Origin of the sequence: Microvirga brassicacearum (assembly GCF_008757455.1) — a bacterium.
Classification (GTDB): domain Bacteria; phylum Pseudomonadota; class Alphaproteobacteria; order Rhizobiales; family Beijerinckiaceae; genus Microvirga; species Microvirga brassicacearum.
In genome coordinates this window covers 20,719-34,896 of record NZ_VCMV01000025.1, presented here as the reverse complement: position 1 = coordinate 34,896, position 14,178 = coordinate 20,719, and the positions used below count along the sequence as shown (strand labels likewise).

At 61.1% G+C, this 14,178-nt stretch carries 13 protein-coding genes; 3 read left to right on the top strand and 10 right to left on the bottom strand.

The window, feature by feature from the left end; translation table 11 throughout:
• Positions 1 to 19: 19 nt before the first annotated feature.
• From FEZ63_RS15960 to FEZ63_RS15925, 8 genes are all read right to left on the bottom strand, one after another.
• Positions 20 to 1,129 (bottom strand): CgeB family protein, encoded by a 1,110-nt coding sequence (locus tag FEZ63_RS15960; protein ID WP_150946247.1) that lies wholly within the window; start codon positions 1,127 to 1,129, stop codon positions 20 to 22.
• Positions 1,126 to 2,220 (bottom strand): CgeB family protein, encoded by a 1,095-nt coding sequence (locus tag FEZ63_RS15955; RefSeq protein WP_150946245.1) that lies wholly within the window; start codon positions 2,218 to 2,220, stop codon positions 1,126 to 1,128. Before FEZ63_RS15955 ends, FEZ63_RS15960 begins: the two co-directional genes overlap by 4 nt.
• Complete coding sequence (locus FEZ63_RS15950) at positions 2,217 to 3,329, bottom strand: CgeB family protein (RefSeq protein WP_150946243.1); 1,113 nt, start codon at positions 3,327 to 3,329, stop codon at positions 2,217 to 2,219. The genes FEZ63_RS15955 and FEZ63_RS15950 overlap by 4 nt, the downstream gene beginning before the upstream one ends.
• Positions 3,326 to 4,444, bottom strand: a complete 1,119-nt coding sequence (locus tag FEZ63_RS15945) for a glycosyltransferase family 4 protein (protein ID WP_244622824.1) — start codon at positions 4,442 to 4,444, stop codon at positions 3,326 to 3,328. The genes FEZ63_RS15950 and FEZ63_RS15945 overlap by 4 nt, the downstream gene beginning before the upstream one ends.
• Positions 4,441 to 5,556: an NAD-dependent epimerase/dehydratase family protein gene (locus FEZ63_RS15940; RefSeq protein ID WP_150946242.1), complete on the bottom strand. Its 1,116-nt coding sequence runs from the start codon at positions 5,554 to 5,556 to the stop codon at positions 4,441 to 4,443. The genes FEZ63_RS15945 and FEZ63_RS15940 overlap by 4 nt, the downstream gene beginning before the upstream one ends.
• Entirely contained in the window at positions 5,553 to 6,665 is a 1,113-nt protein-coding gene (locus FEZ63_RS15935) for an NAD-dependent epimerase/dehydratase family protein (RefSeq protein ID WP_150946240.1), read from the bottom strand. Before FEZ63_RS15935 ends, FEZ63_RS15940 begins: the two co-directional genes overlap by 4 nt.
• Positions 6,666 to 6,930: 265 nt before the next feature.
• Positions 6,931 to 7,701, bottom strand: a complete 771-nt coding sequence (locus FEZ63_RS15930) for a TIGR04290 family methyltransferase (protein WP_150946238.1) — start codon at positions 7,699 to 7,701, stop codon at positions 6,931 to 6,933.
• A gap of 510 nt (positions 7,702 to 8,211) precedes the next feature.
• Entirely contained in the window at positions 8,212 to 9,651 is a 1,440-nt protein-coding gene (locus FEZ63_RS15925) for an adenylate/guanylate cyclase domain-containing protein (RefSeq protein WP_244622823.1), read from the bottom strand.
• A 108-nt stretch (positions 9,652 to 9,759) separates the two neighbouring features.
• Between FEZ63_RS15925 and FEZ63_RS15920 the strand changes: the two genes are divergently transcribed.
• On the top strand, positions 9,760 to 10,395 hold the full coding sequence (locus FEZ63_RS15920) for a hypothetical protein (RefSeq protein ID WP_150946237.1): 636 nt from the start codon (positions 9,760 to 9,762) through the stop codon (positions 10,393 to 10,395).
• 488 nt (positions 10,396 to 10,883) lie between these two features.
• On the opposite strand, the gene FEZ63_RS15915 is transcribed toward FEZ63_RS15920, so the two are convergent.
• The gene (locus FEZ63_RS15915) at positions 10,884 to 11,330 is read right to left on the bottom strand and encodes a MarR family winged helix-turn-helix transcriptional regulator (protein ID WP_150946235.1); all 447 of its coding nucleotides are present in this window, start codon (positions 11,328 to 11,330) and stop codon (positions 10,884 to 10,886) included.
• A 66-nt stretch (positions 11,331 to 11,396) separates the two neighbouring features.
• On the opposite strand from FEZ63_RS15915, the gene FEZ63_RS15910 reads away from it, so the two are divergent.
• Together FEZ63_RS15910 and FEZ63_RS15905 are read left to right on the top strand one after the other, a co-directional pair.
• Positions 11,397 to 11,822: a VOC family protein gene (locus FEZ63_RS15910; protein ID WP_150946233.1), complete on the top strand. Its 426-nt coding sequence runs from the start codon at positions 11,397 to 11,399 to the stop codon at positions 11,820 to 11,822.
• 45 nt (positions 11,823 to 11,867) lie between these two features.
• Positions 11,868 to 12,578: a DUF899 family protein gene (locus tag FEZ63_RS15905; protein WP_150946231.1), complete on the top strand. Its 711-nt coding sequence runs from the start codon at positions 11,868 to 11,870 to the stop codon at positions 12,576 to 12,578.
• A gap of 40 nt (positions 12,579 to 12,618) precedes the next feature.
• On the opposite strand, the gene FEZ63_RS15900 is transcribed toward FEZ63_RS15905, so the two are convergent.
• The gene (locus FEZ63_RS15900; RefSeq protein WP_150946229.1) at positions 12,619 to 14,115 is read right to left on the bottom strand and encodes a pyridoxal phosphate-dependent decarboxylase family protein; all 1,497 of its coding nucleotides are present in this window, start codon (positions 14,113 to 14,115) and stop codon (positions 12,619 to 12,621) included.
• Between the last annotated feature and the right edge of the window lie 63 nt (positions 14,116 to 14,178).

The window sequence follows — 14,178 nt, the reverse complement described above, 5'->3', positions numbered from 1 at the left end:
AGAGAAGCAAAGCCGCCTGTCACAGGCTCGGGAGGCCGATCGTCTGCAAGGGTTGACGTTCCTTCTGCATCGCATGGATCAACGCGGCTTCGAGCGAGCAGGCACGATGGTTTGCCGTGTGCTCCGCCAGGATCCGCCGCCTGGCTGCACGCCCCATCTCGGCAGATCGATCCTCGGTCCACGTCCGGAGAACGGAGAGCACCTGATCCGACGTGTGCGCCAGCACGATCTCTCGATCGGGGGACAGCAGGGTTTCGATTCCGTCCCATCTATCCGAGATTACCGGTGTGCCGCATGCGGCGGCCTCAAACAATCGGACGCTCGGACTGAAGCCAGCGCGGATCATGTCCGCGCGCGTCACGTTGAGTGTGAAGCGGCTCTGCGCATAGAAAATCGCGTGCTCGCCTGGCGGAACATGATCGATGCGCTCCACATTTGTCGGCCAATCGATGTTCGGTGGATATTGCGGCCCCGCCACGACGAAGCGCAGTTCAGATGCGCGTCGCGCTGGTTCGATCATGAGGCGCTCCAACGTGGGCTGGCGGTCTGGGCTATAGGTGCCAAGATAACTGAGATCCCAGCGTTTTTGCCGATCGAGCACCGGATAGTCCTCCGGATCGACAGAACAGTAAAGTGCCCGCGCGGATGGAGAACCATAACAATCCATCAGGACGTCGAGCGTGGGCCCGCCCGTGAACGAAAAATAGACATCGTAATTCTGGATCAGCTTGGGGTTCAGATACTCGCACTCACCCCGCTTAAGCTTCGCCAGTGTGACTGGCGTATCGATGTCATAAAATGCCGCAACGCCATTGGCCGTCTCTTGAACCCATTGGCCGATAGCGACACCATCGGGCACATAGGACCCGACAATCACCGCATGGGCCGTTTCAACAGCCTCGCGGAAGCGTTCGAGGTCGCTCAGGCTGGCGTAGAATGCGAGGCTGCAGTAGTCCGGATCGATCAGGTCTCGATGTGCTGCATACCAGGGTACATCGCGCTCAAGGAAGAGAACGTCGTGTCCGCGCGCGGCGAAAGCTTTGAGAAGAGCACGGAACGTGGTCGCATGGCCGTTGCCCCACGATGAGGAGAGGCTCAGTCCAAGGACGACGACGCGAAGCCCGCTCATGCCACGCTCCTTTCCCGCTTCCTCAACGCCTCCGCCCGCAGGATTGCGTCGACCTCAGCACCGCGGCGGGTGTACGTGTGATCACGCGTGATCCGCGCACGCCCCGCCTCGCCAATGCCCTGCGCACGGTCCGGTGTGAGAGCCTCGACGTGGTCGACGACATCTTTTCCGTCCCGCGCGACAAGAACTTCCTCGCCCTCCTTCAGGAACAGTTCAAGCCCCACCCAGGCGTCGGTGATGAGGCACGCTCCGGCGCCAACGGCCTCGAACACGCGGGTCGCGGGAGAGAATCCCGTGGCAGCCATCGAGTCTCTGGCGATGTTGAGGACCGCGAGAGGACTCGCGTTGAAGGCGTTGTGGTCGCGCGTATAGACATGACCGATGTGGCGCACGTTGGACGACATCGCCTTCGTCTCCCAACCGCTGCCCCCGATCAGGAAGTCGCGACCCGGCAGACGCTGCGCGGGCTCAAGGAAGAACTGCTCCACGCGCGCCTCACGATCCGGCAGGCGATTGCCCAGGAAGGAGAGATCCGCGCTAAACCGTGCCTCGGCAGGCGCGGGATGATGCGTCGCCGGGTCAAGGGCATTGTAGATCGGCACGCACCGGCGGGCTCCAAAGCCCTCATAGGCTTCTATGACCGGCGATCCACCGCCGTAAGTGAGCACGAGATCGAGCGACGGCATGACCCGATGAAGAGGGTGATCCGAATCCTCTCGCAATTCCGCGAGGGTTGCCGGTGCATCCACATCCCAAAATATGCGTACGGCGTCCGGCCGCGAGGCGGCAACGACGCCTTCGAGGAGTTCATGATCGAACACGCCGACGCCGGAGGCCTTGACCACGACATCGGCCTTCGCCGCCTCCGCAATAACGCGCCGCACGGCGTCCTCGGTGGCTGGATAGACACGGACATCTGCCCAATCCGGCACTTCGATGTCGCGATGCTGTTGACGGTCGAAAGCGTCCGGCTCGTAGAAGGTGATGCTGTAGCCGCGCCGAGCAAGATCGCTCAACAGGCCGCGATAATAGGTAGCGGCTCCATTCCAATACGAAGACAACAGGCTCGATCCATAGAATGCAATTTTCATGCTGACATCTCCGCCGGCGCTGTCGTGCCATACGTGTCGATAATCGCAAGCAGTCGATCCACCCGGTGCGCGCACGAATGCCGGTTGCGTATGGTGCTAAGTCCATTCTCCGCGAGAGACCGTCTGAGCTCTGCATCGTTGCGGATGGCCCTCAGATGCCGCTCCATCTCGGCTTCGTCGCGAGCGACGAGATAGTCGGTCCCTGGCTGAAACAGTCCTTCGCTATCGTGCCAGGGAGCACACACGAGAGGGATGCCGCAGGCCAGAGCCTCAAAAACGCGGATCGTCGGAATGCCGGGAAGCATGTCTACATAGAAGCTGCGAGGCACATGCACCGTCGCAAGTCGCTGCGCATAAATTTCCGGTGCACGGGCGTTGGGGAGCCATCCGCGATATGCGACGTGATAGCGGTCCAGCATTTCGATCGCATGTTCGGGATAGCGAACACCATAGACTTCAAGAGGAAGCCCGACGACCTGTGCGGGGCGGAAGAGGAACCTTTCAAGTTCTGCGCTCCGTTCGTCATCGCCCCAGTTGCCGATCCAGACCAGCCCACTCCGTTCCGTCGACTCTACAGGGGGCCGAAAAAGCCGAGTATCGGCGGCCTCATGCCAGACATGGACCCGGTCGCCCCAGCCCCAGCGGCGGTAAACTTCGGCAAGCGCTTCGCCAAAAGCCAGCACGCCGTCGTAATCATCAAGGTCGAATTGCCGGATCGCCTCAGGATCGCTCACGGCGCGGTGATGCGTGTCGTGAAAGAGAAGCCTGAACTGAGCGCCGTCTCGACGTATTCTGCCGACTGCCGCAACGAGCCGTGGATCATTCCATTCGTGAACGATCGTCACATCGGCATCAGCCAAGAGAGTGTCGAGATCCGCATCCTGCGCAAAGGTGCGAGAGGTGAGTTCCGGGTAGAAATTGTGATAAGGATCAAGGCCCGACGGGCCGTGATCCCTCAGAAGGTTCTCGAGGCTCCATGCATTCTCCGGCTCGTAAACTACCACCTGATGCCCCCGGTGAAGCAGGTCGCGTAGGACGCCACGAAGAAAATGGGCATTGCCGTGGTTCCAGCATGACGACAGCGAATGAGTAAAATAAACGATCTTCATAAAGCTGCGTCCTCAAAAGAGGAGCTCTCAGCGCGCGCGCCGAGAAGCGAGCGGTAGGCCGCCACGATGCGAGCGCTCGTGGCCTCCGAGCCATAGCTTCTTGCTCGTTCCTGACTCGCATCCCCGAGACGAATGCGAACCGTCGGCTCCTGAAAAAGGTGCGCAATAGCGTGTGCCACCGCCTCATCGTCCTCGGCAGGCACAAACATTGCGGCACCGCCCCACAACTCGCGGAACGTCGGGATATCCGACAAAACAAGCGCACACCCTGCTTGAGCTGCCTCAAGAGCGGCAAGACCGAAAGGCTCGTATCGGGCGGTCGAGACGAAGACGGGTCGGCCGGCCAGATACTGCGCGACTTCGTCATCGGACAACCTGCCGAGAGCTTCGACGTGCCGGAGATCGATGCGCGCGCCATTGGGTCCCTCAACAGCGCCGGCTGCAAGCACGCGCGTCGGCAAGCGCGCAGCAGCACGATCGAGAGTGCGAAGATTTTTGCCCTCGTCCCAGAGTCGTCCCGCCGTAAACGCGAAGGGCTCAAGGTCTCGCTGTGCAATGTGGCGCGAAGGGCGGCGGCCATTGGGAACCAGCAGAGGTGACTTCGAAAGGCCATAGACCTGAACCGTCATCCGAGCGAAGGCAGTGGTCGGCGCGAGAAGGAGGTCGGCCGTTTCGTAACCCCGGCGGACAAGCTCTGTCCGCCACACGAACTCCTGCGGCATCGGTCCTGAACGCACGGCTTGCCACCATGTGGCGACACAGGAATGGCAGACAGCCACGACTGGAGCGCCGTATCGCGCGCCCGCCGCCAGGGCTGCGCTGTTGAGATGAACGATGTCGGCTCGCTTTTCCGCAGCCAATGCGGCAATCACTTTCCCACCTCGCTCCACCTCGTCGGGGCTTTTGGCGGTCCAATCGAGCGGCAGTCCGGTCATGACAAGCTCGACGCCTGTCATGCGAGCCATAGCCAATTGATCGGCAGATGGCGGCGGCCCAAGCACCGCCAGCGTAAACAAAAATTCTCGGCGGCGCAGACCCTCCGCGAGATCGAGGGCGTATTGCCACACACCGCCCACGGTATCGGTCGTCATCAGGACGTGCGGGCGGTTTCTCACATCGCCTCCGCCGCGTGAAGGGGTGCTCCTGATAGTTCTGATTGGGAAAGCCCCCTCGCCTCCTCCTGCAGCCAGTGGGCGAGAGCAGTCACACCCGTTTGCCACGGCGTCGGCGCTCGCAAGCCCAGTTCGCGCGTTGCACACCGGGTGTCAGACACGTAGTAGCGCTGATCGCCCGCACGCCAGCCGGAATAAACCGTCTCGACCGGGTGACCGATAACGACTTCAATGTGCTTTAGAAGCTGCTTCAGGCTGATCGCGTTTGACGGCCCGCCACCGAGGTTGAAAGCGCGGCCCCGCACAAGATCGATGTTCTTCCATGCCTGCGCGTAGGCGTCGACGGCATCGGCAACGTCGAGCACATCGCGCACCTGACAGCCATCGCCGTAGATAGTGATTGGCTTGCCCTCCAGAGCGCGGATCAGGAAATGCGCAACCCATCCCTGATCCTCGGTCCCCATCTGCCGCTGCCCGTAGATGCAGCTCATGCGCAGCACGCAGGTCGCGATCCCGAAAGAGCGGGCATAGTCGAGAACATATTGGTCGGCGGCACCTTTCGAGCATCCATAGGGAGTATGAAAATCAAGCGGCCGCTGCTCGCTGATGCCGGTTTCGCGGACCGCGAAATCACACGGTATGTAGGCGTCGTTCTTTTTTTCGAGCTCGATATCCGCAAGATCGCCGTAGACCTTGTTGGTCGAGGCAAAAACGAGAGGGGCCGGATCGTCGCGGCGACGAAGCGCATCGAGCAAGTTCAGCGTCCCATGAAGGTTGATCTCGAAGTCCTCACGAGGATCGACAAGGCTTGTCGTGACAGCCACCTGCGCGGCCATATGAAAAACAGCCTGAACGTCGCGAACGGCGTCGACCAAAGCTGTCTCGTCCCGAACGTCAGCAATGACCGAAGAAACTTTGCTCGGATACCGCTTCTTCAGCCAGTCGAGATTTCTGGTCACACCCGGACGCGCAAGAGCATCGAATATGAGAATCTCATGCCCTTCCTGAGCAAACCGGTCCGCAAGGTTCGAGCCGATGAAGCCTGCGCCACCTGTTATAAGAATCGGGTGACAGCGAAGAGTTGCCGGCGCAGCCAGCTGGTCATCCTGCCTCATGCCACCAGTCCTCTCGCTTCGAGTTCCTTCCGTGCGTCCTGAACGAAGTCCCTGGCTTCCTGTTGCGCAACCCAATCGGCGAGTTCGGCCAGCCCCTCGAAAAAATCCCGGCGCGGCACATATCCCAGTTCCTGCTGTATCTTGGTGATGTCGGCAATGCAGTGCCTTATGTCGCCCGCTCGCGCCTTACCGGTTATGTCGGGCTCCATTGATCGATTCATCGCTCGGCCGAGAAGTTCGGCAACCTCGCACACGCTGCGATCCTGCCCGCTTCCAACGTTGAAGACCTGTCCGGGCGCATTCTCGTGCTCAAGTGCGAGCAGGAACGCTTGGGCGACATCCTCGACATGCACGAAGTCGCGACGCTGCCGACCGTCCTCAAAAATCATCGGAGGCTGCCCATTATGCAGTCGTGAGGAAAATATCGCGAGCACGCCCGTGTAAGGATTGGAGAGGGCCTGTCCGGGCCCGTAGACGTTCCAGAGTCGAAGCGCCACGCCCTCCATGCCGTAGGGTGGCGAGAGGGTCAGAGTCAGGCGCTCCTGAACGTATTTCGAGAGTGCATACACCGATGCCAGAGCCGGGCGCTTCCACTCTGGGGTTGGCTCCGGAATCAGCGGCCGGCCCTGTTCATCCAGGGGATCCCAAGGATCGTTCGCCGAGATGCGCGACGTACGCGTGACGTCCTGCACGATCCGTCCATCGGCGTCACGGTAAAGGCCCTCGCCGTAGATGCTCATGGACGACGCAACGACAACCCGTTTGACCGGATGATTGATCAATTGTTGAAACAGCACCGCGGTGCCGTAGTCGTTGACCGAAACATAGCGGTCGACAGCATACATGCTCTGTCCGACACCGACCTCCGCCGCGAGATGGACCACCTTTGTGGCGCCCTTCAGAGCGCGGAGAACCGCGGTTTCATCGCGCACGTCGCCGATAACGACCTCAACATCCGGGTCCAGAGCGTCCGCGGTTGTCTTGTCGCCATGAACCTGTTCGATGAGACTGTCGAGAACACGGACCCTATATCCGCGATCGAGACACGCACGCGCAACATACCGGCCAATAAACCCTGCACCGCCGGTAATCAGAATGGTCTCCGTCACAGCATGCCTCCAGTTTGGTCATTGACGGGGAAGGATCAACAATTGCGAATTCGCGCCGAACCCCCACTGCCATGAGGATCGAGGTTGTCTCGAACGTGCGAGAGTCATGCTCTCTCCTCTCTCAAGCTTGACGGTGAACCGAGATAGCGCTTGACCGTCTCCTCTCGCCGGACACGCAGATAGGTTGCCCACGGTTTGCACAAGACAAGGTCTCGGCGCATGCCCCAAAAGACCTTGGTGGTGACAAGCGAAGTGCGACCGCGGCTCATCCATGGGACCGGGACCTGATTTCCGGCGGCGGCTCAACCGCTGGCGGGCGTTCGCCCCGGCGACATAGATAGACTTCATCGTCGGTCTGCGCCTCGATCAGGAACCCCGCGCTACGGAGCATCGCTTCCATTCCGGATCGATTGGGAATCCACCAATTAGTCGGATCAGTCGCATAGCTGTGCTCCACAAACACCGCTCGCGGATATCCTTCCTCCTCGAAGATGGCATGCTCGTCGAACGCATAATCATGCTCGATTGTTGGGACATGCTTGCTCCCACGCAGCATCGATTGAAACAGAAGCTGGTTCCCAACGACGTGCTCGTGGAGCAAGTCGAGAGCGAGCAGAGGATGGCGTAGATGATACAGAACGCCCATAAAGAGGACGAGATCAAAGCGTTGCCGAAGCTCGCCAATGTCGTAGACCGAGAGCTGATGCAACTCGATGTCTAGTCCGTTGATTTCAGCTGCCAGGCGGGCTTGAGCCAAATAGCGTGGATCCGAATCGATCCCGACGACGAGATCGGCGCCACGGCGTTTCATTTCAAGTGAGTAGAAGCCCGCGTTGCACCCGATATCGAGAACCGTCTGTCCATGCAGATCGCTCGGGACAAGGTGACGGAACCCAAGCCACTTGAAAGTTGGATAATTCCCTAAAAAATGCTCGGGCGCAGTCTCGATGCCGTCCAGTTCGATATTGTGAAACCAAGGAGCCAGAGCCTCGATACGTTGCGCGATTGAGGGCGTGCCGTTGGCTGCGAGCATCATGGGACAGCCTTTCGGAAGAAGGGAAAAGGCTCACCCAAAACTAACCCGGAATAGGTGGTCGCATTTTCGAGGTACTCCGCCGCTGCCTTGGTGCCCTCTTGCATTGCTGCAGTCATCGGCAACCGACAACCGAGAAAACGGTCCGCTGGAAGGTCTTCATTCTCTATTGCGGGCGGCATGATGACTTTGAACGTCGGTTCGGCGAAATCGTTCCTCCTCCCACACGCCGCGTCCTGATCCTTGACAGGGTTCCGCTAAGCGAGCCTTTCGCTGCCCGGTGGCAGGGAACAAACCCGAAAAACCCACGTCCAAGAATCTCAAGGGCTTGCTGGCAGAAACGAACTCCGCCGTTCCCAAGCTGCCTCCTTGGAGGTGGCCGAGACGATGCGATCGGACGACGCACTGACCGCTGCTGTCTGTGATCCGTCAGAAGTCCAGCAAACCGGACGGATCAAAGGAGGAGCGATGAAGGTAGCAAGAGGAATGCTGAACGCCAGGGCGATAACTTCATCATTTCGCAAGCTCATACAGGGACATACCCTCACTGAGACCCTTAAGCGTATGAGTGCCTTGCTCCCCAAATCGAAGATTTGAGCCCGCCACCAGATCGCGCACCGTCCGAGAAACCAGCACCTGTCCACTGCCGGCCAAGCCCGCGATGCGCGCTGCAATGTGCACCGCAATGCCTCCGATATCCTCGCCTTTGATTTCAATTTCGCCCGTGTGGACGCCGCTGCGGAGCACGAGACCGAGCTCGTGCACCGCCGTGGTGATCTCGCTTGCACATCGCACCGCTCGCGCTGGACCATCGAAAATTGCGAGGAAGCCATCACCAAGGGTTTTGATCTCCCGCCCCCGGAAACGATCGATCTCACGCCGCACGATGATATCGTGCTCATCGAGGAGTGCCCTCCAGGGCCGATCTCCCATTTCGGCCGCGCGGCGGGTGGAGTCCACCAGATCCGTGAACAGCACGGTCGCGAGCACCCGGTCCGGCTCGGCTTCGCCGCGTGTCCCGGTCAGAAACTCTTCAATCTCGTCGGCCGGTCGATCCACGTTGCCGGCCCACAGGACGTGATCAGCCCCCGGCAACTCGATGTATTTGGCACCCGGGATGTTCGCCGCGAGATAGCGCCCCCCTTCAACACTGACCCGCGTGTCGCCTTGGCGATGCAGGACAAGTGTCGGGACGCGGATCGCCGGAAGGATGTGGCGGACATCGATCTGGCTATTCATTCGCATGAGCATGACCACCGCGGAGGGGCTGGCGCCAAGTCGTTCAAACCGCGCCCACCATTGCTTGAAGCGCTCGTCCGCGACCTTGCTCGGAGCAAAGGCGCTGATGCTCGCACCATTGCCCCAGGAGGCATCGATCTTTGCCAGGAATTGTTCAAACCGGTCAGGCGGCAGCACCCAGGTATGGAAATCGGCGTAAGCCCCGTAGAGGATCAGCGCCTGCGTCCGTTCAGGGTAGGTTGCGGCGAACAGCATGCTCATCGCGCCTCCTTCCGAGATGCCAAACAGGGCGGCCCGCCTGCTGTCCACCGCGTCCATGACGGCGCGGACATCGTCCATTCGTTCCTCGAGGGTCGGCAAGGTGCCGAGCCGGTCCGAGAGGCCCGTCCCACGCTTGTCGAAGAGGATGAGACGGCTGAAGGAGCTTAGGCGAGACAGGAAACGAACGAGGGAGGGCTCGTCCCAGTAATGATCGAGGTTGGAGATAAAGCCTGGAACGAAGACCAGATCGCGCGGTCCTTTTCCAATCACCTGATAGGCGATCCGGAGATCGCCACTCTTGGCATAGTGCGTCTCCACCATCATAGCGCGATCCGCAAATCTGATCAGCCACTGAGCCCGGCGGCGCAGGTTCGAGCGACGCTCCGTCATACAGGCGGCGAAGAGGCTCTGCCGCTCCAGCGAGGCTGTCAATAACAATTGGTCGCCAGGCATCCGGCAGATCGACGCCCATGCCCTTCTCGCTTCGTGCGACAATCTTCAACTCCCCATTCGGGAGAGACCGCTGTAGCTTTGGCGCGCCTCATCAACCGGTGCCGCCCCATGCGTCAGTTTCGAAGGCTCGTTCGGCTCTGCCTTGTCGCGTTTGCACTTGTCGGCGGACCTGCAGCGGCGCAAGCGCCGGAGCGGACATGGCATGCGACCGGCTATATCAGTCGCTGGGCCAATACAGACCTCCTCGACGTCCCGGAGCGTTCGTTCGCGGGCGACCTGACATTCGAGGATTCGAACTTCGTCGGAGCGGGCGTCGCGAGGGTAATCGTGCCCTCATTCGCCATTCCTTTGCCAGGCACCGACTTCGCATTCCGGGGCAACCGGATCGAGATCGAGGGACAGGTGCTGCGCCATTTCGGCGATCAGACCCATTGGGAAGGGACGCTCGCACTCATGTTCCGAACCGGACAGATCCCGCTCTTCGGCGGCCTGAGCGTGAACATTGCCGTCGGTGAAGGGCTTTCCTACGCCTCCGAAAGGCCAAGGCTGGAGGGCAGCTTCCGTGTCGAGCCCAGTCGCTTTCTCAATTACCTCGCCCTTGAGGCGGAGTTCTCCCACGCCTCGTTGCCCGGGGTCTATTTCGTTCCGCGCATTCACCACCGCTCAGGAATCTTCGGCGTCATAGCCCCAAGGGAGTCCGGGTCGAATTTCATCGGGGCTGGTATTCGCGTGGATTTGCGGTAGATCACGGCCGTCTCGCGCCCAGGGATCGGACACCAAGGGCCGCGGGAGGCGTTCCCGGATCGCGCGGATTCAGGTTTTCCTCTCAAGGCGTTCCGGAGGCGGTTGATCGCGAAAGCGTTCGCGAAGCCGTTCGAGTTCGCGCTGCAAGGTCTCCAACCCTCGTGAGATCCCGCGCGCAGTGTCGTCGACCAAGCGTGAGCTGGCGTTCGCATCAGGACAATCTGGTAGTCCGTTACGAAGATAGCGCGCTGTCACGCCGCCCTGAGGGGTAAGAAAATAAGCACAACCTGTATCCGGGTCGCGCCATACGACCGGAGGGTCGAGAGCGGGAGCGGGCGTGTGCGATGCACCCAGAAACGCTAAAGCTAAAATAAATCGAGTATCCATGGCGCTCGTCCCCTTTGTGGAAACAACGCGCAAGTTGAACAATGGGTTACCTGCCGGCGACGGCGCGATAGATGTTCCTTCGAAGCGCTCTGCGACCACCCCTAGTCCAGGGCGCGCAAGGCGGAGCGAAGGCCGCCGGCATCGTGTTCCGCAAGCAGGCGATCCACATCGGAATGTGTCCGCTTCCAGACCGGAAGGGCATTCGCCAACAAAGACCGCCCTTCATTCGTGAGCGCTAAGAGGCGGCTGCGCTTGTCAGCGGGATTCGCCACCGTCGCGACCAGCCCACGCCGCTCCAGCGGTTTCAGCGCTGCCGTCAGCGTGGTTCGATCCATGGCGAGCAGCGATGCCACCGATCCCATGCTGGGCGGCTCCGGCCGGTTAAGCGACATCATCAGGGAGAACTGGCCGTTGGTCAGGCCCAGCGGGCGCAAGGCGTCGTCGAACCGCCGCGCCAGTGCGCGCGCCGCCCGCTGCGCGTGAAGGCACAGGCAGTGGTCGCGGACAAAGAGTGTGGTTTCGAAAGCAATTTGCGGCGCCTTTGACATGCCACAATTATGTTGATATCAACGCTTCCTGTCAACTCGCAATGTCCAGACCGGGAGATTCAAGAAATGTCAGACACCGCCACGATCAAGCGACCCGAAACCGCGCCGGCCCTGAAGGGCGGCGTTGTTCCCTATTTGATGCTCGACGGCGCGGCCGCCGCGATGGATTTCTACAAGCGCGCGCTCGGCGCTGAGGAGATCGGCGAGCGGACCGGCATGGACGATGGCCGCATCTGCAACGCTCGCATCGACGTCAACGGTGGCTCGATCATGCTGATGGACCCGATGCCCGAGCACGGCTACCCGGCGGTCGCGCCTCAGGCCTTCAACCTTCATCTCTACGTCGACGACGCGGACCGCTGGTTCGACCGGGCAGTCGCCGCCGGCTGCACCGTGCTGATGCCGATGGAGCTGCAATTCTGGGGAGACCGCTACGGTATGGTCAAGGACCCGTACGGCGTCACTTGGGCGTTCGGTTCCACCCCCGCCTGACCACGGCTCACCCAAGCCCACGAATTGGAGCTAAAGGAGTCCGACATGATTGATGCACCCATGCTGAAGTCCGCCGTCGAACTGGCAAAGCGGAACGGTGTCCGCTTTCCGAACGAGAGCGACGCGTATCGCCGCGCCCGCGACGCCCTCCTCGCCGAGGAGATCGAGCTGAGGCGTCATATCGAGCGGGTGGCGGAGCAGCGCCGCTCGCTACCGCCCGGCGGCGAGGTGACGAAAGACTATCACCTCGAGGGCGAGAACGGGCCGACGACCTTCGCGGGTCTCTTCGGTGACAAGCAGACGCTCGTGACCTACAGCTACATGTTCGGCCCGCAGCGCGAGCGGCCCTGCCCCATGTGCACCTCGCTCCTTTCCGCGTGGGACGGTGAAGCCGCCGACGTCGAGCAGCGCGTCGCGTTGGCGGTCATCGCCCGCTCGCCGATCGAACGTCTCGTCGCCTTCAAGAAGGAACGCGGCTGGCGCGGTCTCAAGCTCTACTCGGATGTCAGCGGCGACTACACCCGCGACTATGTGAACGCGGACGACGCGGACGTTCCGGCTTTTAACGTCTTCACGCGTCGCGACGGCACGATCCGGCACTTCTGGAGCGGCGAGATGGGATTTGAGACCGCCGATCCGGGCCAGGACCCGCGCGGCGCACCCGATCTGATGCCACTCTGGACGATCCTCGATACAACGCCCGAAGGACGGGGGACGGATTGGTATCCGAAGCTGGAATATGGCAATCGAGCATAAGGACGCTACGAGCGCCCCCCAGCGCTCGTAGCGTCTGCCGTTAGCACCCCGTTTTAGCCGGGCTTGCGTTCACAATCTCCTTCCCGAGGCGGATGGTTTCGCGGATCAATAGCTCCAGATCATCCCGTCGGGTCCGGTGGTTGTTTACCGCGACTCGGAGGCAATGTTTGCCTTGAACCGTCGTGTCCGAAACGGCTGCGATGCCGTCTTCCTGCAGCCTCAGCATGATCTCCGTGTTGAGGGCCTTAAGCTCGTCCCCATTCATACCGTCTGCGCGATAGCGATAGCAGACGATGTTGATGTTTGTCGGCGCGACCAGTTCCAAAAGGGGTTCGGCCTCGATCATCGTGCTGAGATAGTGACCCTGCGCGATGTTCTGGTCGATTAAGCGGCCGAACTTCTCGATGCCATGCTCCTTGAGCGCCATCCAGACCTTCAGCGCCCGGAAGCCTCGTGTGGTCTGCAGGCCATAATCGTATAGCCAAGGCGCGGATGCGACACCGCGAAGCGTATTCTCCAAATATTCGGGCGTGACCGCGAATGCACCGCGATGCGCGGATGCATCCCGGATCAGGACGCATCCGGCCTCGAACGGTGCGTGCAGCCATTTATGCGGATCGAGCGCCACGGAATCGGCACGCTCAAGTCCCGCGACACGATAGGCATTCGCGGGGGCGATGGAGATGAAAGCGCCGATGCACCCATCCACATGGAACCAGAGGTCCTCTTCGTCCGCCAAACGCGCAAGAGCTTGCAAATCGTCGATTGCGCCGGTGTTGACCGTCCCAGCCGTTCCTATCACGCAGGCGGGATGAAACCCCGCCGCGCGATCTTGCGCGATCGCCGCCCTCAGGGCGCCGAGATCGATCCGCAGTTCGGCATCCGTCGCGATGCGTCGCAGGGCTCGGTTTCCCAGCCCGAGTGCCTCCATTGCCTTGCGGTGGCAAGAGTGAATCTGATCCGAGCCATAAAAACACAAGGGCTTCTCTATGGCGGCGACACCATGCTCGCGCACGTCGATACCCGCCTTGACGTTCCGCGCGACGGTCAGGCCGATGATATTGGCCATTGAGCCGCCGCTGACCAGCGTGCCGCTAGCGGATGCAGGAAAGCCCATCATCTCCTTGCACCAGTTTACCACCTGCTGGTCCAGGAGGGCGGCGGCGTGGTTGCCGCCGCCAAGGTTGGAGCCCTGGATTGCGGCGAGGAAATCTCCCAGTGCGCCGGTGAAATTGCTCGATCCCATGTACCAGGACCAGAAGCGCGGGTGGACGTTGCCCATCGGATAGGCCATCACGTTCTCCGCAACCTCGCGATAGATCTCGGCCAGCGGCGCGGGCAGCCGCGGCAGAGGGGCCGCAAAGAAAGCCCTCACGTCCGCCGGCATGTCCTGCCAGACCCTGCGATCGCGGACGTCGCGGAGATAGCCGATGGCATCGTCGACGATCTGGTGCGAGAGCGCCTGGACGTCAGTCCAGTCGTCCGGGTCGAGCGTTTCTTCGGCAGCTGCGTTCAAAGCTTTTCGCAATGCACCCATCCGATCCTCCTTGCGCCGCCGGGAAAGCGCGGCGCGGGACGCAACTCTGTCCGTTCGGTGATA

Bases quoted from the DNA above. Each gene is read 5' to 3' on its own strand.
- FEZ63_RS15950 (WP_150946243.1), bottom strand. From the start codon at position 3,329: ATGAAGATCGTTTATTTTACTCATTCGCTGTCGTCATGCTGGAACCAC.
- FEZ63_RS15900 (WP_150946229.1), bottom strand. From the start codon at position 14,115: ATGGGTGCATTGCGAAAAGCTTTGAACGCAGCTGCCGAAGAAACGCTC.
- FEZ63_RS15920 (WP_150946237.1), top strand. From the start codon at position 9,760: ATGCGTCAGTTTCGAAGGCTCGTTCGGCTCTGCCTTGTCGCGTTTGCA.
- FEZ63_RS15915 (WP_150946235.1), bottom strand. From the start codon at position 11,330: ATGTCAAAGGCGCCGCAAATTGCTTTCGAAACCACACTCTTTGTCCGC.
- FEZ63_RS15960 (WP_150946247.1), bottom strand. From the start codon at position 1,129: ATGAGCGGGCTTCGCGTCGTCGTCCTTGGACTGAGCCTCTCCTCATCG.
- FEZ63_RS15925 (WP_244622823.1), bottom strand. From the start codon at position 9,651: ATGCCTGGCGACCAATTGTTATTGACAGCCTCGCTGGAGCGGCAGAGC.
- FEZ63_RS15955 (WP_150946245.1), bottom strand. From the start codon at position 2,220: ATGAAAATTGCATTCTATGGATCGAGCCTGTTGTCTTCGTATTGGAAT.
- FEZ63_RS15930 (WP_150946238.1), bottom strand. From the start codon at position 7,701: ATGATGCTCGCAGCCAACGGCACGCCCTCAATCGCGCAACGTATCGAG.
- FEZ63_RS15940 (WP_150946242.1), bottom strand. From the start codon at position 5,556: ATGAGGCAGGATGACCAGCTGGCTGCGCCGGCAACTCTTCGCTGTCAC.
- FEZ63_RS15905 (WP_150946231.1), top strand. From the start codon at position 11,868: ATGATTGATGCACCCATGCTGAAGTCCGCCGTCGAACTGGCAAAGCGG.
- FEZ63_RS15910 (WP_150946233.1), top strand. From the start codon at position 11,397: ATGTCAGACACCGCCACGATCAAGCGACCCGAAACCGCGCCGGCCCTG.